Raw genomic sequence first — 20,119 nt, 5'->3', positions numbered from 1 at the left:
ATCGAATGGCCGGCATTGGCTAAGGTTCCTGCATTGCCAGGGAGAGCTGTATGACAACCGTCATTTTACCCGCGGTTCCGAGAGTCCTGATCGCCGAGGCCGACCCCTGGTCACGGGATCTGCTCAAGGAAGTGTTGTTGAACGTACGCTGCGATGCGCGGCTGGATTTGTGCGCCGATGGTCAGCAAGCGCTGGAACTGTTGGCGGCCAACCCCTATGACCTGGTGATCGCCGACTGGGAGTTGCCGGGCGTCGATGGTCTGAATGTCCTGCGCAGCGTCCGCCAGCGCAAACGCAATCCGCCGATGCCGTTCATTCTGATGAGCAGTCGCAACGACAGTGCCAGCGTGCGCGAGGCCCTGCCGCTGGCGCCGGCTGCGTACCTGACCAAGCCCCTGAATATGGAAAGCCTGACCCATCGGTTGCAGGGATTACTGGTGAACGCGGGCGAAGAAGTCTCGTGCGAAGTGCCGTCGCTGGCGCCGGGCATGACGTTGTCGGTGTACCTGGAGCGTCGACGGGAATTGGCCGACGGTGCGCCGCTGATGACCGACGTGCAAGTGGCGGTCAAACGCAGCCTCAATCCCAATGGCCTCGATCTGACGGTGCTGGAGGACGAAATCCGCACCGATCCGCAGGTCACGGCCGTACTGATCGCCGCTGCCAACAGCGCGGCCCAGCACCACGGCGTTGCGGTGCAAACCCTGTCCCAGGCGCTGCATCGCCTGGGCACCGGGCAGAGCATGAACCTGATTCTCGGGCTGGCGCTCAAGCGCAGTGCCCGGCTCAGCGATCCGCAATTGGCCGACTATGCCGAGCGTTACTGGAATCTGTCCCTGCACACCGCCGAATATGCCCGGACGCTGGCGCGCATGCTCGATCTGGATCAGGAGCGCTGCTATTGCGCCGGCATGTTGCATCGTCTCGGCGATCTGGCGTTGCTGCGCTGTTTGCAGGAATGGAAACAGGCCGGCGGCGAACTGGACGAATGGGAGGAGGTGGGTGAAGCGCTGGCTGAATATGGTGCGGCCTATGGTTCGGCACTGCGCACACGCTGGCGCCTGCCACTGGAGTTGCGGGAGCTGATTGCGGCGGCCTACCAGCTCGGTGGCGGGGTTTATTCCCGCGAAGCGCTGGTGATGAACATGGCGGCACAGATGGCGCGCCTGACTGAGCATGAGGGCATCGAGGCACTGGCGAAGAGCCGCACGGCGAGGTTGCTCAAGATCGGATTGCCGGAGCTGATGCGTTTGCGCAAGAAATGAGGCTCATGCACAGCCCTTGTAGGAGCGAGCTTGCTCGCGATGAAGGTCAAAGATAACGCGGGAAATCTGAATCACAGTGTTGCTCTCAGGTTTTTCGCGAGCAGGCTTGCTCCTACAGGGAGGAGATTCGTCAGCCCGTCACAATCCGGTTCTTGCCCTCGCGCTTGGCCTGATACATCGCCGCATCCGCCCGGGAAAACAGGTTCTCGACGTTTTCGTCCGCGGCGGTCAGGCTGGTCAGGCCCTGGCTGACGGTGATGCCGAACGTCTGGCCCTCATGGTTGAAACTCAATTGCTGAATCTGCCGTTGCAGGCGTTCAGCCACTTGCAGGGCCATTTGCGGCGTGCAGCCGGGAAACACCGCTGCGAACTCCTCACCGCCAATGCGCCCGAACAGGTCGCGACGACGCAACGCTGCGCGGCCGCTTTCGGCAATGCGTTGCAACACGTTGTCGCCTTCCTGATGACCGTAGGTGTCGTTGATCGTCTTGAAGTTATCAATATCCAGCATCAGAAACGACAGCGGCTCGCCCTGTTGCCGGGCGTGCGCGAACTCGCGGTGAGCGCATTCGAAGAAATGGCGGCGATTGCTGCTCTGGGTCAGCGCGTCGGTGGTGGCCAGGCGATGCAGCTCGGTTTCCATCTGCTTCTTGTCGGTGATGTCTTCGGCGATGCCGACGATGATCACCGGTTGCCCCGGCTCGGCCTGGCGGTTGATGTAGCACTTGTCGCTTAGCCAGCGCACCTGGCCGTCGGCGGCGATGACTCGGTACTCGCGGTCTTCGACGGCGCCTTTGTCCAGCACTTCGGCAAGGCTGCGTTCGGCATGGTCCAGGTCGTCAGGGTGAATGCTGTCGCGCCATTGATTGCAGTCGGCCAGCAGTCCATCGGCCGAACGGCCAAAGATCCGTTCATAGGCGGGGCTGACGTAAAGCACCTTGCGGGTTTCCCAATCGAATGCCCACAGCACTGCATTGACGCTCATCAGCAAGGTGTTGAACAACTGTTCGCGTTCGCTCAGACGAGCGACTTCGCGTTGGGCATGCATCAGCGCTATCAGGGGCTGCGCAGCCTCGGGCCAATGGGACGGAGATAAGTCTTGCAGGTTTTCTGGGGCCATCGACACAAATCTCAAAGGGCATGCCGCGTGTTCGATAGCGGCCAACACCAAGCCCGCCGGGAATGGCGAAGTGTCTTTGAGATAGGGCTTTTCAGATGAAGTTCCCGCCTTGTGTGGCGAGGGAGCTTGCTCCCGCCGGGCGGTAGGGGCGACGGATTTTTGCAGTCACAAATCAATGTGGGAGCGGGCTTGCTCGCGAAGGCGGTGAGTCAGTCGACATCTTCATTGACTGACCCACCGCCTTCGCGAGCAAGCCCGCTCCCACAGGTTTTTTCAGACGGCGGCAGGGCGCAGGGAGTAGGTCTTCAACTGATCGGCGAAGTCGCGCAGGGATTGAATCCCGCTGGCTTCGGCTTCGTGTACCCAATCCTTGATGGCCGCCAGCATGTCGTGGCCATTTGAGCTGGTCTTGACCCAGATCTGCTGCAGGGCCAGGCGTTTCTCGTAAATTACCTTCAGTGCCTGGCTGTGCTCGAGCATGTTCTGGATGCGTACATGGTGTTTGTCATCCAGCAGGCTGGTCTCGCGCGAAAGCAGGCGTTTGGCCCGGTGGAACTGGTGACGTACCGAGTGATCGACCTTTTCCAGCTCTTGCTTGACCAGTGGGCCGATCACCAGTTTGCGGTACTGGGCCATGATCTGGAAGCGGTTGTTGAGGATCGCCATGGCGGTGTCCATGTCCAGGTTGCCCTTGCCTTCGACGCGGTGGGCAATCGGCGCAACCCGTTGAACCTTGGCCAGGCGCAGGAAGCTGAAGACTTGAATCCACGCCCAGCCCAGGTCGAATTCCCACTTCTTCACCGACAGTTTTGCCGAGTTAGGGTAGGTGTGATGGTTGTTATGCAGTTCTTCGCCGCCAATCAGGATGCCCCACGGCACCAGGTTGGTCGCCGCATCGCGGCATTCGAAGTTGCGGTAGCCGATGGCATGGCCCAGGCCATTGACCACGCCGGCGGCCCACACGGGGATCCACATCATCTGGATGGTCCAGATGGTGATGCCGATGGTGCCGAACAGCAGCAGGTCGATAACGCCCATGATCGCCACGCCCAGCAGCGGGAAGCGGCTGTAGAGATTGCGCTCGATCCAGTCTTCGGGGCAGTTCTTGCCGTAGATGCGCAACGTCTCGGGGTTTTCCGCTTCGGCGCGGTACAGCTCGGCGCCTTTGCGCAGCACTGTGGACAAACCCTTGATGACCGGGCTGTGCGGGTCATCGACGGTTTCGCATTTGGCGTGATGCTTGCGGTGGATGGCGGTCCACTCGCGGGTGTTCTGCGCCGTGGTCAGCCACAGCCAGAAACGGAAGAAATGCTTAAGGCCGGCATTCAGCTCCAGGGAGCGATGGGCCGAGTAACGATGCAGATAGACCGTGACGGCGATGATCGTGATGTGGGTCATCAGCAGGGTGACTGCTACCAGTGCCCAGGGCGACAAGCCAAGAAAACCTTCGTACCACATAGGCTATAGGGCCCTCGATGAAAGAAAAAACAGCCGTTGCATTATCACTAAGCCCACACAGAAAACCAGTCGCCCTTTCAGATAAGAGTGGCTGGATGTGTCTTAAAACTATAATTCCAACCTTTTTGTAGGGACATGGATCGCCGGATGTCTGCCACCTATCGCGATGCCTTGCGTGCAGCGCTGCTCTATCTGTTGCTTTCTGTGGTTTGGCTGCAGATCAGTGGCTATTTATTGAACAGTTTATTCGATAGCTCTGCCGAGCGGCTGCGATGGCAACTGATCAACGGTTACGTTTGGGTGCTGTTCAGCGCCGGCTCGATCTTCATTGCCCGGGCGCGGCTGCTGCGGTGCCTGGGGATCGGCGCCACCTTGCACGAGCGCAATACCAACCGCGAGCGTCTGCGCCAGGCGGCCGCGGTGTTCGACTGCACCCGCGAAGGCGTACTGGTCACCGATCGGGAAGGCCTGATCGTCCATGTGAACCGGGCCTTTATGGAAATCACCGGATACGGCTGTGAGGACGTGCTGGGGCAACGGCCCAATCTGTTCAAGTCCGGGCGACATTCAACTGGTTTTTATCAGACGATGTTTGCCGCGCTCGCCAGTGTCGGGGAGTGGAGTGGGGAAATCTGGAACCGGCGCAAAAGCGGCGAGATTTACCCGCAATGGCAAACGATCCGCCTGATCCGCGACGACTACGGCCAGCCGAGCCAGTATGTGGCGGTGTTTTCCGATATCAGTGCAATCAAGAACTCCGAACACGAGTTGATGCACCTGGCGCACCACGATCCGCTGACCGACCTGCCGAACCGCCTGCTGTTCACCGACCGCGCCGAACAGGCCTTGGCCTCGGCGCAGGTCCACAAGCGTGGCTGCGCGCTGCTGATGATCGATCTCGATCACTTCAAGATGATCAACGACAGCCTCGGGCACACCATCGGCGATCAGTTGCTCAAGGCGGTGGCCGAGCGTTTGGGCGCCATGTTCGGTCCGGGCATCACCCTGGCGCGGTTGGGTGGGGATGAGTTCGCCGTACTCGCCGAAAGCTGTCCGCAACTGGTTCAGGCTGCTGCGTTGGCCCAGCGGATTATCGATGGCCTCAAGGAGCCGTTCCTCATTGATGGGCACCAGCTGTTCATCAACACCAGCATCGGCATCAGCCTGTTCCCCAGCGATGCCTTGAGCGTCGAGCAACTGCTGCGTAATGCCGACTCTGCGCTATTCAAGGCCAAAAGTACGGGGCGCAATGATTATGCTTTGTACACCGAAGAGCTGACGGCCCACGCCCAGCAACGGGTCGAGATCGCCTTCGAATTACGCCGCGCCCTGGACCAGCAAGAGCTGCGGGTTTATTACCAGCCGGTTCACGACCTCAGGACCAGTCGCCTGATCGGCGTCGAGGCACTGGTACGTTGGCAGCACCCGCAGCGGGGACTGGTGTCGCCGGCGGAATTCATCCCGGTGGCCGAACGAACCGGTCTGATTGCCGAAATCGATGCCTGGGTCATGCAGCAGGCGTGCCGGCAGATGTGCCAATGGCAGCAGGGCGGCGTGGTGCTGTCGTTCGTTGCGGTCAACGTCTCTTCGCGCCTGTTCGCCCGTCGTGAGCTGTATCAGCAGGTGGCGCAGGTCTTGCGCGAAACCGGGCTGGAACCGGCGTTTCTGGAGCTGGAAGTGACCGAAAGCGCAGTGATGGAGGATCCGGAAGTCGCGCTGGAGCAGATGCATCGCCTGCGTGAGTTGGGTGTGCGCCTGGCCATCGACGATTTCGGCACGGGTTATTCATCGCTGCTGCGGCTCAAGCGTCTGCCGGTGCAAAAGTTGAAAATCGATCAGGGCTTCGTCGCCGGATTGCCGTGGGATGAGGATGATGCGGCGATCTCAAGGGTGATCATTGCACTGGCCCAGAGCATGGGCATGCAGGTACATGCCGAAGGGATCGAGCAGGTCGAGCAGGCTGCTTTCCTCCTTGAGCAGGGATGTGATCTGGGGCAGGGCTATTGGTTCGGGCGGCCGGTGCCGGCTGGACAGATGGGTTGGTTGCGTGCACCGATGATCATGTAGGAGCGAGCTCGCTCGCGATGAACGTTAACGATGACACGGGCTGCCTGAATGAACGCGGTGCCCCTGCCACCATCGCGAGCAAGCTCGCTCCTACAGGGGGTTTGCGTGTGTCTGAAAGGTGCAATCTCTAGCAAACCCTTGCCCCGCCAAATAATGTCTTCTGGTTATATAAACATTCTTAAATAGTCTTTTTAAGAATATCTACACCTCTCTAGTATTGCTCTCAAGCCGCAAGCAGTGCCGACACTGCGAGGCAACCTCTCAGTTGAAGGAGCAGCAATATGAGCGCATCCCTGCGTAGCGTCGACGGTCAAGACGAAGCCACCATTCTGCGTGAAATCCAGAGTGCCCTGCGCGACCTGCGCTTTGGTGCCGTGGAAATCACCGTGCACAACGCCCAAGTGGTGCAGATCGAACGCAAGGAAAAATTCCGTTTGCAGCAGCCGGGCAACAAGCCGGGCTGAGGCGAACCAGGCACCGCGATTTCCGATACCCCATAAAAAAGCCAACAAACCAAGAATTCCAGGAGCTTTCACCATGTCGTCGATTCGCCACTTCGCTTTGGCCGCCCTGGCCAGCGCCCTTTTTGCCGGTTCCGCGGTAGCCAAGGACTACGAACTGCTCAACGTGTCGTACGACCCGACCCGCGAGCTGTACCAGGACTACAACGCCGAATTCATCAAGTTCTGGCAGAAGGACCATGCCGGAGACACCGTGAAGATCCAGCAATCCCACGGCGGCTCGGGCAAGCAAGGCCGGGCGGTGATCGACGGCCTGCGTGCCGACGTCGTGACCCTGGCCCTGGCCGGTGACATCGACGAAATCGCCAAGCTCGGCAAGACCTTGCCGGCGGACTGGCAAAAGCGCCTGCCCGACGCAAGCACGCCTTACACCTCGACCATCGTGTTCCTGGTGCGCAAGGGTAACCCTAAAGGCATCAAGGACTGGGGTGACCTGGTCAAGAATGACGTCTCGGTGATCACGCCGAATCCGAAAACCTCCGGCGGTGCGCGCTGGAACTTCCTCGCGGCCTGGGCCTATGGCCTGAAAGCCAACGGCGGTGACGAAGCCAAGGCCAAGGAATACGTGCAAACCCTGTTCAAACACGTGCCAGTGCTGGATACCGGCGCTCGCGGTTCGACCATCACCTTCGTCAACAACGGCCAGGGCGACGTATTGCTGGCCTGGGAAAACGAAGCCTTCCTGGCGTTGAAAGAAGAGGGCGGCGCCGACAAGTTCGACATCGTCGTGCCTTCGCTGTCGATCCTCGCCGAGCCACCGGTGGCGGTGGTTGACAAGAACGCCGAGAAAAAGGGCAACGAGCAGATCGCCGAAGCCTACCTCAAGCACCTGTATAGCCCGGCCGGCCAGGAAATCGCGGCGAAAAACTTCTACCGTCCACGGGACAAGGATGTCGCTGCCAAATACGCCCAACAGTTCCCGAAACTGGAGCTGGTGAGCATCGACAAGGACTTCGGCGGCTGGAAAACCGCGCAGCCGAAATTCTTCAATGACGGCGGCGTGTTCGACCAGATCTACCAGGCGCAGTAGTATTAAATAGCCATCAACGAGCCTGATGCCTGGGCTCGTAAGTGTGGGAGCGGGCTTGCTCGCGAAGGCGGTGTGTCAGGAGACGCAAGTGTTGACTGATATGGCCTCTTCGCGAGCAAGCCCGCTCCCACATTGATGCGTTTAGCGGATCGCTTTTCAACCAAGGACTTTTATGTCGCGTCGTATCTCCCCCGTCATACCCGGCTTCGGGCTGACGCTGGGCTACACCTTGGTGTACCTCAGCCTGATTGTGCTCATACCACTGGCGGCGATGTTCGTGCATGCCGCTCAACTCACCTGGGATCAGTTCTGGGCAATCATCTCGGCGCCACGGGTGCTGGCCGCGCTGAAGCTCAGTTTCGGCACCGCCCTGTGCGCCGCGATCATCAACGGCATCATCGGCACGCTGCTGGCCTGGGTATTAGTGCGCTATACCTTCCCTGGACGCAAAGTCATCGACGCCATGATCGACCTGCCGTTCGCATTGCCCACGGCGGTGGCCGGTATTGCGCTGACAGCCTTGTACACCCCTACCGGCCTGGTTGGTCAGTTTGCAACGGATCTGGGTTTCAAGATCGCCTACACCCCCCTGGGCATCACCCTTGCCCTCACTTTTGTGACACTTCCATTCGTAGTACGTACCGTACAGCCAGTATTGGCCGATATTCCCCGTGAAGTGGAAGAAGCGGCTGCGTGCCTGGGTGCGAAACCGTTGCAGGTTTTTCGCCATATCCTGCTGCCCGCGCTGCTGCCCGCCTGGTTGACTGGCTTCGCGTTGGCCTTTGCCCGCGGGGTCGGCGAGTATGGTTCGGTGATTTTCATCGCGGGCAACATGCCGATGAAAACCGAGATTTTGCCGCTGCTGATCATGGTCAAACTCGACCAATACGATTACACCGGCGCGACGTCCATTGGTGTACTGATGCTGGTGGTTTCCTTCGTCCTGTTGCTGCTGATCAACTTGTTGCAGCGGCGCATCGAAACCCCATAAGGAGGCGCACCCATGTCCCAATCGTCTATTGCTGCCGCGTCCTCGAACGCTGCCCGCCGTGGCAGTGCAACCTCGCGACGAGTCCTGATCGGCCTTGGCTGGCTGATTTTTGCCCTGTTCCTGCTGCTGCCGCTGTTTCTCGTGGTGTCCCAGGGCCTGAAGCTCGGCCTCGGAGCGTTTTTCACCGCGATCTTTGAGCCGGACGCGCTGTCGGCATTGAAACTCACTGTCATCGCCGTACTGATTTCGGTGCCGCTGAACCTGGTGTTCGGCGTCAGCGCCGCCTGGTGCGTGAGCAAGTACTCGTTCCGCGGCAAGAGCATGCTGGTGACGCTGATCGACCTGCCGTTCTCGGTATCCCCGGTGATCGCCGGTCTGGTCTACGTGCTGATGTTCGGCGCCCAGGGTCTGTTCGGCCCGTGGTTGCAGGATCACGACATCCAGATCGTCTTCGCCCTGCCGGGCATCGTATTGGCGACGATTTTCGTTACCGTGCCGTTCGTGGCCCGCGAACTGATCCCGCTGATGCAGGAACAAGGCACTCAGGAAGAGGAGGCGGCACGCCTGCTCGGTGCCAACGGCTGGCAGATGTTCTGGCACGTCACCGTGCCCAACATCAAATGGGGCCTGATCTACGGCGTGGTGTTGTGTACCGCGCGGGCCATGGGGGAGTTCGGTGCGGTGTCGGTGGTTTCCGGGCACATTCGCGGGGTGACCAACACCCTGCCGCTGCACGTGGAGATCCTCTACAACGAATATAACCACGTGGCCGCGTTCGCCGTGGCGAGCCTGTTGCTGATCCTGGCGCTCTTCATCCTGCTGCTCAAGCAGTGGAGCGAAAACCGTATTAACCGCCTGCGCGCCAGCGCCGCGGAGGAATAATTCATGTCGATCGAAGTGCGTAACGTCAGCAAGAACTTCCACGCGTTCAAGGCGCTGGACAACATTAGCCTGGACATCCAGAGCGGCGAGCTCGTCGCGTTGCTCGGTCCGTCGGGCTGCGGCAAGACCACGTTGTTGCGGATCATCGCCGGCCTGGAAACCCCGGATCAGGGCAACATCGTGTTCCACGGTGAAGACGTTTCCGGCCATGACGTGCGGGATCGCAACGTCGGTTTCGTGTTCCAGCACTACGCCTTGTTCCGCCACATGACGGTGTTCGACAACGTCGCGTTCGGCCTGCGCATGAAACCGAAAAACCAGCGCCCGAGCGAAAGCCAGATCGCAACCAAAGTCCACGAACTGCTGAACATGGTGCAGCTGGACTGGCTGTCGGATCGCTACCCGGAACAACTCTCCGGCGGTCAGCGTCAGCGCATTGCACTGGCCCGCGCCCTGGCGGTGGAGCCGAAAGTGCTGCTGCTCGACGAACCTTTCGGCGCCCTCGACGCCAAGGTTCGCAAGGAACTGCGCCGCTGGCTGGCGCGGTTGCACGAAGATATCAACCTGACCTCGGTGTTCGTCACCCACGATCAGGAAGAAGCGATGGAAGTCGCCGACCGTATCGTGGTGATGAACAAGGGTGTGATCGAGCAGATCGGCTCACCGGGCGACGTCTACGAAAACCCGGCCAGCGATTTCGTCTATCACTTCCTCGGTGATTCGAACCGACTGCACCTGGGCGAAGACAACCACGTGCTGTTCCGCCCGCACGAGGTGTCGCTGTCGCGCCATGAACTGGAAGACCACCACGCGGCCGAGGTGCGGGATATCCGTCCGTTGGGCGCGACCACGCGGGTGACGCTGAAGGTCGAAGGGCAGAGCGACCTGATCGAGGCCGAAGTGGTCAAGGATCACGACAGCCTGATCGGGTTGGCGAAGGGCGAGACGCTGTTCTTCAAGCCGAAGGTTTGGCAGAAGCTCGCCAACATCTAAAGCAACAGCTTTGCGAGCAGGCTCGCTCCCGCAGTGGATTTGTGATCGACGCAAATCAGTGTGGGAGCGAGCCTGCTCGCGATGGCAATCTAGACAGCAGCGCGCTTCGGATTGACCCGCACCCCACCCGCCCGCGCCTCGATCTGCTCTTTCAGCTCATGCCGCATTCCCAGCATGAATGCCAACTCGGCCACCACAAACAGCGGCCCGACAATCAGCCCGGTCACGTCATCGACAAATGCCGGTTTGCGCCCTTCGTAGTGATGGCCGACAAACTGGATCGCCCAACCGATCACGAACATCGCCACGCCGCTGCCCAGCCACACCAGCGTGCTTTGCTGTGCCAGCGCATGACCAGCCCAGACACTCAGCCCGAGCAGCACGGTCATCAACACGCCCAGGCGCAACTCCAGGCGCAGGTAAAACCACGCCGATGCCAGCGATACGAGCACCGCGGGTGACAGCCACACACCGCCCAGCGACCATCCCGGCCGAGACAGCAACACCGCGACGGCGACCACGATCAGCGGAATACCGATAAAGTGCGAGGCAATGTTGCGCGGGTCACGGTGGTAGGCGGCGTATTGACTGAGATGGTCGACGAGGCTTTTCATTGTTGTTCTCCTGTGGGGTGATTGATCATGCCCCGGGGTCACTTCTCGCTCTGTCAGCCAGGCGACAATCTCTAGGAGTTTTCATGGATATGCAGGTTTGGCGTCCACGCCTGATGAGCGGTCAGTGGTTCAGTCATTTGCCTGTTTCCCTACAGGATAGTCTGCTGTCGGTGGCCAGGGGGCGGCGCTTGTCTGCGGGCCAGCGGCTGTTCAAGCGTGGCGATCCGCCCTGTGGCCTGTATGCGGTACTTGAAGGCGCGGTGCGCGTCGGTGCCGTGAGCGAGCAGGGCAAGGAAGCGTTGCTGAGCCTGGTAGAGCCGCCGCACTGGTTTGGTGAAATCTGCCTGTTCGATGGCCAGCCACGCACCCACGATGCGTACGGCGTGGGCCAGTGCACGCTGCTGCACATTCCCCAGAACACTTTGCTGGCGCTGCTCGACGAGCATCCGCAGCATTGGCGGCAACTGGCGTTGCTGATGAGCCAGAAATTGCGCATGACTTTCATCAACCTTGAACAATTGAGCCTGTTACCGGCCCCGGCACGGCTGGCGCACCGCTTGTTGATGATCGCCGAAGGCTATGGCGAGACCGTCCCTGCGCGCCGCGTCCTGCAGTTGCCCCAGGAGCAGCTTGCTTCAATGTTGTCGCTGTCGCGCCAGACCACCAACCAGATTCTCAAGGAGTTGCAGGGGCAAGGGATTATCGGGCTGAGTTACGGCGAAATTGAAATCCTCGATGCCGAGCGGTTGCGGGTGTTGGCGATGGTTTGATGATTGAAATGGGCGTCAGCAAATGTAGCTGGACTTCACTCATGATATGCACTAAATACAATGCATAATCATTAATTTGATAAATTATGCACTGTATATGATGCATGGTGATGAAATGGAAAACCTTGGCAAACTGATCCGAACGTTACGCAAGGAAAGAAAGCTCTCCCAGCACGCATTGGCACAGCAGTATGGAATGAGCCGGGCGACGATCTCCGGTATCGAAAACAACACCCTCTCCGAAATTGGTCTGCGCAAGGTCGAGGCGATCCTCAATGGCTTCGGTTATGAGCTGACTGCCGTGCCGCGACAGTCGAAGCGGCCGACGCTGGACACCCTCAAAAAGGTGGATTTCCATGGATGAGCCGCAGGAAAAGGATCGACTGGCTATCAGCGTTTCCAACAGTGCGGTGGGAGTCCTTGGCCGTGGTCAGTCTCCTGTTGATACCGTATTTGCCTACGCCGAAAACGCGTCAGAACAAAACGCCGTCTCGTTGACCATGCCGGTGCGGCTGGAGAGTTACGCGTGGGAGTCGGGCGTTCCACCGGTTTTTGAAATGAATTTGCCAGAGGGAGCCCTGCGCGATGAATTGACTCGGCGCTTCAGCAAGGCCGTCCGAGGGTTTGACGATTTTTCGATGCTTGCCATCGTCGGCCCGCACCAGCTCGGAAGAGTCGGCATTTCAAAGGCCCAGGGTCCGGCCGACCAGCCACCTGAAACCAGCCTGGCGGACCTTCTTGTACATGATGGTGCGCAAGGTCTGTTCGAAGACCTCTTGCAGACCTATGGCCAGTATTCAGGCGTTTCCGGTGTACAGCCGAAGGTATTGGTGCGTGACAGCGCGTCAACCATCGATCGGCTGTCCCATCGGGGGGCCACACATCTGGTCAAAGCCTTTCGTCCAGAGCAATACCCGGAGCTCGCTGCCAATGAATACTTCTGCATGCGGGCCGCGTTGCATTCGGGTCTTGAGGTGCCGAAGTTTGAACTCAGTGAGCACGGCAAGTTTTTGATCGTTGAACGCTTCGACCTGAATGAAAAAGGTTACTTGGGATTCGAGGACTTCTGCGTGCTCAATGCCTGGCCATCAAAAGCCAAATACGACGGTTCATACGAAGGTGCGGCCAAGCAGATCAAGGCCTTTGTTTCTCCGCCTTTGCTCAATCAGGCACTTGAGTCGTTTTTCAAAAATGTCGCGCTTTCATCGGGTTTGAAGAATGGTGACGCTCATCTGAAAAACTTCGGTGTTCTGTACGAAGACTGTGGTGTCGATGCGCCAATCAGTCTGGCACCTGCTTACGACATCATCACCACGTCGGTCTACATCAAGACCGATAGCATGGCGTTGCTATTGGGCGGATCGAAGGCGTGGCCCAAGTACAAAATGCTGATGCGGTTTGGTCGCTCCGCCTGCAATTTGACCGAGGGACGCTGCAACGAATTGCTGCAACAAGTCATCCATGGAATGGCAATGGCGATGGGCGAGATGGGCCAACACATAAAGGTAAACAGTGCCTTTGCCGAGGTTGGAGAGGCAATGCTGGAGCAGTGGAACGAGGGTATGGCACGCAGCCTGGTCAAAGGCTGATCACCGTAACCCATCCCGAAATTGCCCCGGTGTCATCCCCGTCCAGCGTTTGAACGCGCGACTGAAGCTGCTGGTGTCGGCAAACCCGAGCAGATAACTGATTTCGCTCAGCGAGACCTGCGGGTCACGCAGGTGCAGCAGCGCGAGGTTCTCGCGGCTTTCGTTGAGCAGCGTATCGAACCGGCAGCCTTCATCCGCCAGGTGCCGTTGCAGGCTGCGCAGGCTCAGGTGCAGGGCCTTGGCGATGTGCTCGGCGCTGGGTTCGCCTTCGGGCAGTTGTTCTTCGATGGCGTCGCGGACCTTGCGCTCCCACGTCAGCGGCTTGAGTTGCGCCAGGGTTCGCTTGAGCACGGTTTCATTGTGTTCGGCCAGTTCCGGGTTGGCGTCATCCAGGTGGCTGTCGAAGTCGACGAGGGCGAATTCCAGTCGGTCCTCTTCGGCGCTGAAGTGCACGGGCGAGCGAAAGACTTTATGCCATTGGTGCGAGTCTGCCGGCTCCGGGCGGCGCAGGTAGGTCGCCAGTGGCGCGTATTCGCGGCCCAGGCGATTGCGGCAGGTGCGCACGTAGATCGCCATGAACGCATCGATGGCTTCGAAGGCCGGGGCCGGGTTGCCGGACGGGATTTTCAGACGGAAACGGTAGCGATCCTCAGCGCGGGTCAGTTCCAGTTCCAGGGCGTCGCTGACCACCTGGTGATAACGCACGATGCGCTCGAACACCTCCCGCAAACTGCCGCTGGCCACCAGCGCATAACCCAGCGCATGGAAGGTGGTCGGGCTGACGAAGCGCGAAACCCGCAAGCCAATCGCCGGGTCGCCGCTGACCTGTACCGCCAACGCCCACAGCTGTGTGGTGCCTGACAGCGGGTATCGGGCGTTCGGGTCGTCCATCAACTGTGGATCGAGCCCGGCTTGATGACACAGCGCGGTGCTGTCGATGCCCAGGGCATCGAGTTGCTTGCGCAGGGCACGGGTCCAGCTGGCGAGTGAGGTCGGTTCGGTCATGCTGATTGGCGCTTCCGGTCAACAGGTTGGCGTTCTCGGCTACCGCGTTGCGAGGGTACGCAAGGCACGATGCAATCATCAATAACCAGAGGATGGAAGCATGGACCGTACTTCTGCAAGCCCCCAACGACTGAATGCAGCCCAACGATCAGCCCATATCCGTGAGGTGGTATTGGCCAGAGGCGTCGAATTGCGCAAGCAGTACCCGATTCTCAAGCATCAGGACGCCCTCGGCGCAGGCATTCTGGCCTTCGCCCTGGCCGGTATGATCGGTTCGGCCGCGCTCTACCTGACCGGGAACATGGCCTGGTGGGCATGCCTGCTGCTCAACGCGTTTTTCGCCTCGCTGACCCATGAGCTGGAACACGACCTGATCCACAGCATGTACTTTCGCAAGCAGAAGGTGCCGCACAACCTGATGATGGGCCTGGTGTGGCTGGCGCGGCCGAGCACCATCAACCCATGGATCCGCCGTCACCTGCACCTCAACCACCACAAGGTCTCCGGCTCCGAAGCCGACATGGAGGAACGCGCCATCACCAATGGCGAGCCATGGGGTTTCGCACGGTTCCTGATGATCGGCGACAACATCATGTCGTCGTTCATCCGCATGCTGCGGGCCAAGACCTGGGCCATGAAGTACAGCATCATTTACCGCACGTTGAAGGTCTACGCGCCGCTGGCGTTGATGCATTGGGGCGCGTGGTACGTGTTTCTCTGTTTCCATGCAGCGAATGGTGTTGCGCATCTGATGGGCGCATCAATTGATTGGTCGGCGACGACGTTGTCGGTGATGCAGGTGATCGACATCGCGGCAGTCGTGATCATCGGCCCGAACGTGTTGCGCACGTTCTGCCTGCATTTCATCAGCTCGAACATGCACTACTACGGTGACATCGAGCCGGGGAACGTGATGCAGCAATGCCAGGTGCTGAACGCACGGTGGCTGTGGCCGTTGCAGGCGTTCTGCTTCAACTTCGGCAGCAGCCACGGGATCCATCACTTTGTGGTGAAGGAACCGTTCTACATCCGGCAGCTCACCGTGCCGGTGGGGCACAAGGTGATGCGCGAGATGGGCGTGCGGTTCAATGATTTCGGTACGTTTGCGCGGGCCAACCGGTTTGAGCGCGAAGTAGCGGTACAACCTCAAGAGACCCGTGCCGCTCAGGCTTGATAGAGGTGACAGGAAACTCAAAAGTGCACGGGGCGGTGAAAACCTAGTCATCAATCTGACCCAAAGAGGCGATAGGTTATGAGGCAAGCAGGGAGGCTTGGCGGTCACTGTATCGCTGATTGATTTATGCGATTCAGGTCTAGCAACTGAATTAAATATTCCTTTATTGGATAACCATTTCAGCCAATCATCGCTCCTCAGTGATGTTGACTCGCGCTAGCAGGTTTTGAGTTTCCGGGGCCGTCTCCTTGGCAGGGTGCGGCCCTTTTTTTATTTCCGGCAAACACAAAACCGTAGGAGCTGGCTTGCCAGCGAAAGCGGTTGGTCAGGCAACATCTCTACTGACCAAAAAAACGCCTTCGCTGGCAAGCCAGCTCCTACAGGTCAAAATTTGATATTCGATTAAGGTCTTAATAAATATCTTCTTATTCCTTAACGAATATATCTCGTCTCCCTATACTCGACCGGGAACAGACACACAGGAGAGCTTCCCCATGCGCAACGAATCAATTCGCTACCTGATTGTGCCGGGCTGGCAAGGATCGCCAGAAGATCATTGGCAAAGCCACTGGCAGAACAGCCTGCCGAACAGCGCGCGGGTGGAGCAGGCCGACTGGCTGACACCACGCCGTGAAGACTGGGTCGCGGCGCTGGCCGAGGCGATTGCCGCCGACAGCACGCCGGTCATCCTGATTGCCCACAGCCTGGGTTGCATCACCGTTGCTCATTGGGCGGCCACCGCGCCTGTGCAGTTTTTGCGTCAGGTGCGCGGTGCCTTGCTGGTCGCACCGGCGGACGTCGAACGCCCGGCTTGCGCGCCGGCCTTGCGCAACTTCGCGCCGATCCCGACGGACCTGCTGCCATTCCCGAGCCAGGTCGTCAGCTCTGACAACGACAGCGCCGTCAGTGCGCCGCGAGCCCTGCAACTGGCGCGCAACTGGGGCGCGGAGGCAGGGATTATGGCGGGGGCGGGGCATATCAACGTGAAGTCCGGTCACCAGCGCTGGGAGCAGGGTTTTGCCTATCTCTATCGCCTGCAAAACCGCATGGAACACCACGCCCTGCGCCGCGCTTGAACACTTTCTTTATTTAACGCCCCCGTCTCCCGGCGGTTTTGGGCGGGAGTCTGCCATGAGCTTTGAAACCTTCGGTCAGCCACTGCTGACCTTTCCCGATGCCGAAAAAAGTCCCCTGAGCATCCGCGCCAAGGCGCTGGTGTTTGTCGATCCGCGTTCACGGCAATTACGCGAAGACCTTGAGCAACTGGCCACACGTTCAGTGTCAGTGCTGATCCGTGGCGAAACCGGTACCGGCAAGGAATTGCTGGCCCGCCATATCCACCGCGCCAGTGATCGCGGCGGGTTATTCGTGTCGGTCAACTGCGGTGCCATCAGCCCGACCTACGCCGACGCCGAGTTGTTTGGCTATGCCGCTGGCAGTTACAGCGGTTCGGCGAGCAGTCGTGCCGGCTGGTTCGGCTCGGCCAACGGCGGCACGTTGTACCTGGACGAAATCGGCGACCTGCCTCTGCCGATCCAGATCAAACTGCTCGCCGCCCTGGAGAACCACGAAGTCACTCGCGTCGGTGCTCATCAGCCGAGCCCGGTGGATGTGCGTCTGGTGGCGGCCACCAGCATCGATCTGGCCCAGGCGGTTGCTGCCGGAAAATTTCATGAGCGGCTCTATCACTACCTCAGCGAAGGCCCACTCGAACTGCCGGCACTGCGCGAGCGTACGGGTGACATCCCGCCGCTGGCCGAATACTTCCTCGGGATCTACAGCCAGCGCCTCGACTTGCCAGTGCCGCTGATCAGCGAAGCGGCGCAACGCGTGCTGGAACGCCACCGCTGGCCGGGCAATACCCGGGAACTGGAAAACGTCATCCACTTTGCGCTGTTGGTGAGTACCGGCGACGAGATTTTGCCGGAGCATTTGAATTTGCCTGATGAAGGTCTGGGACAGATCGAACGGCAGCTCAAGCAGATTCTTGGCAATGGTTCCGCTGCCGAAAAAGACGCCTTGAAACAAATACTTAAAGGCACCGGCCTCCTGTAGGAGCGAGCCTGCTCGCGATGGTCGTCAACGATGACGCGGGTTTCCTGAATGCCTCCGTTGTCCTGGCGATCATCGCGAGCAGGCTCGCTCCTACAGGGTAAGGTGCGGGCTAGAGCTGTATGAACAAAATGGAATATGAAGCTGAATAAACGTTATTGTTCGGGAATAAAAAATCCCGGTATTGTCCGCTTCACGCCAGCGATAGCACTTCACTGGCACTCTCGTTTTCAAGCCGTCGCCACAAGCGACTGCGATTTTCGATAAGGACACTGCATGAAAAAGGTTCTGTTGTTCACCGCACTGGCGGCTGCCCTGACTGCGGGCCTGGCCCAGGCTGGCGAGAAACTGGTGGTTGCGGCAACCCCGATTCCACACGCCGAGATTCTCGAGCTGATCAAGCCTACCCTCGCCAAAGAAGGCGTGGACCTGGAAATCAAAGTCTTCACCGACTACGTTCAGCCGAACGTGCAGGTCGACCAGAAGCGTCTGGACGCCAACTACTTCCAGACCCTGCCGTACCTCAAGAGCTTCAACGAAGGCAAAGGCACTCACCTGGAAACCGTGATCGGTGTGCACGTCGAACCTTTCGGCGGCTACTCGAAGAAAGTCAAAACCCTGGCTGAGTTGAAGGACGGCGCGACCATCGCCATCCCGAACGAAGGCAGCAATAGCGGCCGTGCCCTGATCCTGCTGCAGAAGGCTGGGCTGATCGAACTCAAAGACCCGAAAAACGCCCTGGCCACGCCGAAAGACATCGCCAAGAACCCTCACAACTTCAAGTTCAAGGAGCTTGAATCGGCCATGCTGCCGCGCGTGCTGGATCAGGTCGACCTGGACATGATCAACACCAACTACGCGCTGGAAGCGGGTCTGAACCCGGCTAAAGACGCTCTGGTGATCGAAGGCGCCGATTCGCCTTACGTGAATTTCCTGGTGGCCCGTCCGGACAACAAGGACAGCGTTGCCATCCAGAAACTGGCCAAAGCCCTGACCAGCCCGGAAGTGAAAGCCTTCATCGAGAAGAAGTACAGCGGCGCGGTACTGCCGGCGTTCTGATTCGCGAAGTAAACCCCTTCAAGGTTTCAAACGCCGACGGCTAGCAATAGCGTCGGCGTTTTTTTTGCGTGTGCACATTGCGTGTGGGAGCGAGCCTGCTCGCGAAGAGGGAGTATCAGTCGGCACGCCAGGGAAAACAGACGTCTTCCATCTCCCGGCAAATCACGCGTCGTTCAATCCGGCCAATACCATGCGGGCTCATCCAGCATGCGTTGGCCGACAATGGCGGTCTGGCCAAGATTTTTCTCCAGCACGATGCAGTTGCAGTCGGGGTCCTGCTGCAAGGCCGAAATCAAGCGTCGGGCATGGGACACCACCCACACCTGGCACTGCCCGGAGGCGCGGATGATCAAGCGCGCCAGTGCCGGCAGCAGGTCAGGATGCAGGCTGGTTTCCGGCTCGTTCAGCACCATCAGCGTCGGCGGCCGTGGCGTCAGCAGCGCCGCGACCAACAGCAGGTAACGCAAGGTTCCGTCCGACAACTCGGCGGCCGACAGTGGCCGCAACAAACCTTCCTGAAAGAACTCGATGGCGAAGCGCCCACCCGGCAAGGGTTCGATGTGCAGTCGTGCACCGGGAAACGCGTCGCTGATCGCAGCCCGCAACGCCTCGGGATCACCTATTTCGATGATCGTCTGCAAGGCCGCCGCCAGATCGCGCCCGTCGTGATGCAGCACCGGCGTGCGGGTGCCCAGTTGCGGTTGACGGGCCGGCGCGTCGGCATCGCTGCGAAAGTGATCGTAAAAGCGCCAGCGGCGGATGAACTCGCGCATCTCCAGCACTTCCGGGGAGCTGCGCAGGCTGCCGACCTGATCGAACAGGCTGTCGAACGTCGGCGTATGTTGCGCCAACACGTCCCAGCGACGATCAGCGCGGGCACGGATCATCGGGCCGTCACGATCGACCAGCAGACTGGCCGGGCGATAGAACGCGCCTGCCCACAGGCATTCCCGTTTGATCTGCGGGTCGAGGCTGAAGTAAGACGGTATCGGCGAGCTGCGCCCGGGCAGCATGAAATGGCCATTGGAGTCGGGCAGGCCGAGGCTGATCGAGTAACCGAAATCCTCTCCCGCAAACCCCAGGCGCAGGCGTTTGACGCCTTGGCGCACGCTGGGTTCGATGGCGACTTCGCCGGTGCGCATGCGCCGGGAGAGGGTTTCCGGGCCGGCCCAGAAGGTTGAGTCCAGCCCGCCTTCACGGGCCAGGGCGTTGACCACACCGCCGTGGGCGGTTTCTGCCAGCAGGCGCAGCGCACGGTACAGGTTGGATTTGCCGCTGCCGTTGGGCCCGGTGATCAGATTCAGTCGGCCCAGCGGGATCACCAGTTTGTTGATCGAGCGGTAATTGGCCACCGCGAGTGTGTTGAGCATGTGGGTTCCTGAGGGGGTCGACCGGGACTCATTGTCAGGCATGCGCAGGCGTCTATGGCAAGTGTTTCAGGGGTAAAGCGGTGCGAATTTTTTCTTCATGAGACGCCCGTGCAAGGTTGAAATCCTGTTCTAAGCTCTCTGTCGAGTTGTCCATAAAAA

Annotated in this window: 19 protein-coding genes; 14 read left to right on the top strand and 5 right to left on the bottom strand. The window is 59.6% G+C overall.

The window, feature by feature from the left end:
* Positions 1 to 50: 50 nt before the first annotated feature.
* Entirely contained in the window at positions 51 to 1,265 is a 1,215-nt protein-coding gene (locus tag RS887_RS26670; protein ID WP_322617725.1) for a response regulator, read from the top strand.
* 130 nt (positions 1,266 to 1,395) lie between these two features.
* On the opposite strand, the gene RS887_RS26665 is transcribed toward RS887_RS26670, so the two are convergent.
* Positions 1,396 to 2,385 (bottom strand): sensor domain-containing diguanylate cyclase, encoded by a 990-nt coding sequence (locus tag RS887_RS26665; protein ID WP_322617724.1) that lies wholly within the window; start codon positions 2,383 to 2,385, stop codon positions 1,396 to 1,398.
* Between the two features lie 273 nt (positions 2,386 to 2,658).
* Positions 2,659 to 3,843, bottom strand: coding sequence for a delta-9 fatty acid desaturase DesA (gene desA / locus RS887_RS26660; protein WP_322617723.1), 1,185 nt, complete (start codon positions 3,841 to 3,843; stop codon positions 2,659 to 2,661).
* A 147-nt stretch (positions 3,844 to 3,990) separates the two neighbouring features.
* Here desA and dibA point away from each other — a divergent pair, with 147 nt between their 5' ends.
* The 6 genes from dibA to RS887_RS26630 all read left to right on the top strand — a co-directional run bounded on the left by dibA (position 3,991) and on the right by RS887_RS26630 (position 10,327).
* Positions 3,991 to 5,910, top strand: a complete 1,920-nt coding sequence (gene dibA / locus RS887_RS26655; RefSeq protein ID WP_322617722.1) for a phosphodiesterase DibA — start codon at positions 3,991 to 3,993, stop codon at positions 5,908 to 5,910.
* Positions 5,911 to 6,191: 281 nt separating this feature from the next.
* Entirely contained in the window at positions 6,192 to 6,374 is a 183-nt protein-coding gene (oscA, locus tag RS887_RS26650; RefSeq protein WP_007975618.1) for a sulfur starvation response protein OscA, read from the top strand.
* A 73-nt stretch (positions 6,375 to 6,447) separates the two neighbouring features.
* Positions 6,448 to 7,461 (top strand): sulfate ABC transporter substrate-binding protein, encoded by a 1,014-nt coding sequence (locus RS887_RS26645; RefSeq protein WP_322617721.1) that lies wholly within the window; start codon positions 6,448 to 6,450, stop codon positions 7,459 to 7,461.
* Between the two features lie 172 nt (positions 7,462 to 7,633).
* Complete coding sequence (gene cysT, locus RS887_RS26640) at positions 7,634 to 8,452, top strand: sulfate ABC transporter permease subunit CysT (RefSeq protein ID WP_008019110.1); 819 nt, start codon at positions 7,634 to 7,636, stop codon at positions 8,450 to 8,452.
* Between the two features lie 12 nt (positions 8,453 to 8,464).
* Positions 8,465 to 9,334, top strand: coding sequence for a sulfate ABC transporter permease subunit CysW (gene cysW / locus RS887_RS26635; RefSeq protein ID WP_322617720.1), 870 nt, complete (start codon positions 8,465 to 8,467; stop codon positions 9,332 to 9,334).
* Between the two features lie 3 nt (positions 9,335 to 9,337).
* The gene (locus RS887_RS26630) at positions 9,338 to 10,327 is read left to right on the top strand and encodes a sulfate/molybdate ABC transporter ATP-binding protein (protein ID WP_008019108.1); all 990 of its coding nucleotides are present in this window, start codon (positions 9,338 to 9,340) and stop codon (positions 10,325 to 10,327) included.
* Positions 10,328 to 10,416: 89 nt separating this feature from the next.
* Here RS887_RS26630 and RS887_RS26625 read toward each other — a convergent pair whose 3' ends face one another.
* Positions 10,417 to 10,941 (bottom strand): DUF962 domain-containing protein, encoded by a 525-nt coding sequence (locus RS887_RS26625; RefSeq protein ID WP_322617719.1) that lies wholly within the window; start codon positions 10,939 to 10,941, stop codon positions 10,417 to 10,419.
* Positions 10,942 to 11,024: 83 nt separating this feature from the next.
* On the opposite strand from RS887_RS26625, the gene RS887_RS26620 reads away from it, so the two are divergent.
* The 3 genes from RS887_RS26620 (at position 11,025) to RS887_RS26610 (ending at position 13,300) form a co-directional block, all read left to right on the top strand.
* A complete protein-coding gene (locus tag RS887_RS26620; protein ID WP_322617718.1) occupies positions 11,025 to 11,711 on the top strand; it encodes a Crp/Fnr family transcriptional regulator in 687 nt (228 codons plus the stop codon).
* Positions 11,712 to 11,826: 115 nt separating this feature from the next.
* Positions 11,827 to 12,075 (top strand): helix-turn-helix transcriptional regulator, encoded by a 249-nt coding sequence (locus RS887_RS26615; RefSeq protein WP_322617717.1) that lies wholly within the window; start codon positions 11,827 to 11,829, stop codon positions 12,073 to 12,075.
* On the top strand, positions 12,068 to 13,300 hold the full coding sequence (locus RS887_RS26610) for a type II toxin-antitoxin system HipA family toxin (protein WP_322617716.1): 1,233 nt from the start codon (positions 12,068 to 12,070) through the stop codon (positions 13,298 to 13,300). Before RS887_RS26615 ends, RS887_RS26610 begins: the two co-directional genes overlap by 8 nt.
* Here RS887_RS26610 and RS887_RS26605 read toward each other — a convergent pair whose 3' ends face one another.
* Positions 13,301 to 14,305 (bottom strand): AraC family transcriptional regulator, encoded by a 1,005-nt coding sequence (locus RS887_RS26605; RefSeq protein ID WP_322617715.1) that lies wholly within the window; start codon positions 14,303 to 14,305, stop codon positions 13,301 to 13,303.
* A 100-nt stretch (positions 14,306 to 14,405) separates the two neighbouring features.
* On the opposite strand from RS887_RS26605, the gene RS887_RS26600 reads away from it, so the two are divergent.
* The 4 genes from RS887_RS26600 (at position 14,406) to RS887_RS26585 (ending at position 18,590) form a co-directional block, all read left to right on the top strand.
* On the top strand, positions 14,406 to 15,479 hold the full coding sequence (locus tag RS887_RS26600; protein ID WP_322617714.1) for a fatty acid desaturase: 1,074 nt from the start codon (positions 14,406 to 14,408) through the stop codon (positions 15,477 to 15,479).
* A 494-nt stretch (positions 15,480 to 15,973) separates the two neighbouring features.
* The gene (locus tag RS887_RS26595; protein WP_322617713.1) at positions 15,974 to 16,555 is read left to right on the top strand and encodes an alpha/beta hydrolase; all 582 of its coding nucleotides are present in this window, start codon (positions 15,974 to 15,976) and stop codon (positions 16,553 to 16,555) included.
* Positions 16,556 to 16,610: 55 nt separating this feature from the next.
* On the top strand, positions 16,611 to 17,534 hold the full coding sequence (locus RS887_RS26590; RefSeq protein ID WP_322617712.1) for a sigma 54-interacting transcriptional regulator: 924 nt from the start codon (positions 16,611 to 16,613) through the stop codon (positions 17,532 to 17,534).
* A 273-nt stretch (positions 17,535 to 17,807) separates the two neighbouring features.
* Positions 17,808 to 18,590: a MetQ/NlpA family ABC transporter substrate-binding protein gene (locus tag RS887_RS26585; protein ID WP_007983099.1), complete on the top strand. Its 783-nt coding sequence runs from the start codon at positions 17,808 to 17,810 to the stop codon at positions 18,588 to 18,590.
* Positions 18,591 to 18,763: 173 nt separating this feature from the next.
* Here the strand turns inward: RS887_RS26585 and RS887_RS26580 are convergent, their stop codons facing one another.
* On the bottom strand, positions 18,764 to 19,960 hold the full coding sequence (locus RS887_RS26580) for an AAA family ATPase (protein WP_322617711.1): 1,197 nt from the start codon (positions 19,958 to 19,960) through the stop codon (positions 18,764 to 18,766).
* Positions 19,961 to 20,119 lie beyond the last annotated feature (159 nt).

Source organism: Pseudomonas sp. BIC9C (assembly GCF_034541995.1).
Taxonomy (GTDB): Bacteria; Pseudomonadota; Gammaproteobacteria; order Pseudomonadales; family Pseudomonadaceae; genus Aquipseudomonas; species Aquipseudomonas fluorescens_CC.
The sequence above is the reverse complement of the archived record's forward strand: the minus strand, read 5'-3'. Positions and strand labels throughout refer to the sequence as shown.

Bases quoted from the DNA above. Each gene is read 5' to 3' on its own strand.
- RS887_RS26615 (WP_322617717.1), top strand. From the start codon at position 11,827: ATGGAAAACCTTGGCAAACTGATCCGAACGTTACGCAAGGAAAGAAAG.
- RS887_RS26585 (WP_007983099.1), top strand. From the start codon at position 17,808: ATGAAAAAGGTTCTGTTGTTCACCGCACTGGCGGCTGCCCTGACTGCG.
- RS887_RS26595 (WP_322617713.1), top strand. From the start codon at position 15,974: ATGCGCAACGAATCAATTCGCTACCTGATTGTGCCGGGCTGGCAAGGA.
- RS887_RS26620 (WP_322617718.1), top strand. From the start codon at position 11,025: ATGGATATGCAGGTTTGGCGTCCACGCCTGATGAGCGGTCAGTGGTTC.
- dibA (WP_322617722.1), top strand. From the start codon at position 3,991: ATGTCTGCCACCTATCGCGATGCCTTGCGTGCAGCGCTGCTCTATCTG.
- RS887_RS26670 (WP_322617725.1), top strand. From the start codon at position 51: ATGACAACCGTCATTTTACCCGCGGTTCCGAGAGTCCTGATCGCCGAG.
- RS887_RS26605 (WP_322617715.1), bottom strand. From the start codon at position 14,305: ATGACCGAACCGACCTCACTCGCCAGCTGGACCCGTGCCCTGCGCAAG.
- RS887_RS26665 (WP_322617724.1), bottom strand. From the start codon at position 2,385: ATGGCCCCAGAAAACCTGCAAGACTTATCTCCGTCCCATTGGCCCGAG.
- RS887_RS26600 (WP_322617714.1), top strand. From the start codon at position 14,406: ATGGACCGTACTTCTGCAAGCCCCCAACGACTGAATGCAGCCCAACGA.
- RS887_RS26625 (WP_322617719.1), bottom strand. From the start codon at position 10,941: ATGAAAAGCCTCGTCGACCATCTCAGTCAATACGCCGCCTACCACCGT.
- RS887_RS26610 (WP_322617716.1), top strand. From the start codon at position 12,068: ATGGATGAGCCGCAGGAAAAGGATCGACTGGCTATCAGCGTTTCCAAC.
- RS887_RS26630 (WP_008019108.1), top strand. From the start codon at position 9,338: ATGTCGATCGAAGTGCGTAACGTCAGCAAGAACTTCCACGCGTTCAAG.
- RS887_RS26580 (WP_322617711.1), bottom strand. From the start codon at position 19,960: ATGCTCAACACACTCGCGGTGGCCAATTACCGCTCGATCAACAAACTG.
- oscA (WP_007975618.1), top strand. From the start codon at position 6,192: ATGAGCGCATCCCTGCGTAGCGTCGACGGTCAAGACGAAGCCACCATT.
- cysT (WP_008019110.1), top strand. From the start codon at position 7,634: ATGTCGCGTCGTATCTCCCCCGTCATACCCGGCTTCGGGCTGACGCTG.
- cysW (WP_322617720.1), top strand. From the start codon at position 8,465: ATGTCCCAATCGTCTATTGCTGCCGCGTCCTCGAACGCTGCCCGCCGT.
- desA (WP_322617723.1), bottom strand. From the start codon at position 3,843: ATGTGGTACGAAGGTTTTCTTGGCTTGTCGCCCTGGGCACTGGTAGCA.
- RS887_RS26645 (WP_322617721.1), top strand. From the start codon at position 6,448: ATGTCGTCGATTCGCCACTTCGCTTTGGCCGCCCTGGCCAGCGCCCTT.
- RS887_RS26590 (WP_322617712.1), top strand. From the start codon at position 16,611: ATGAGCTTTGAAACCTTCGGTCAGCCACTGCTGACCTTTCCCGATGCC.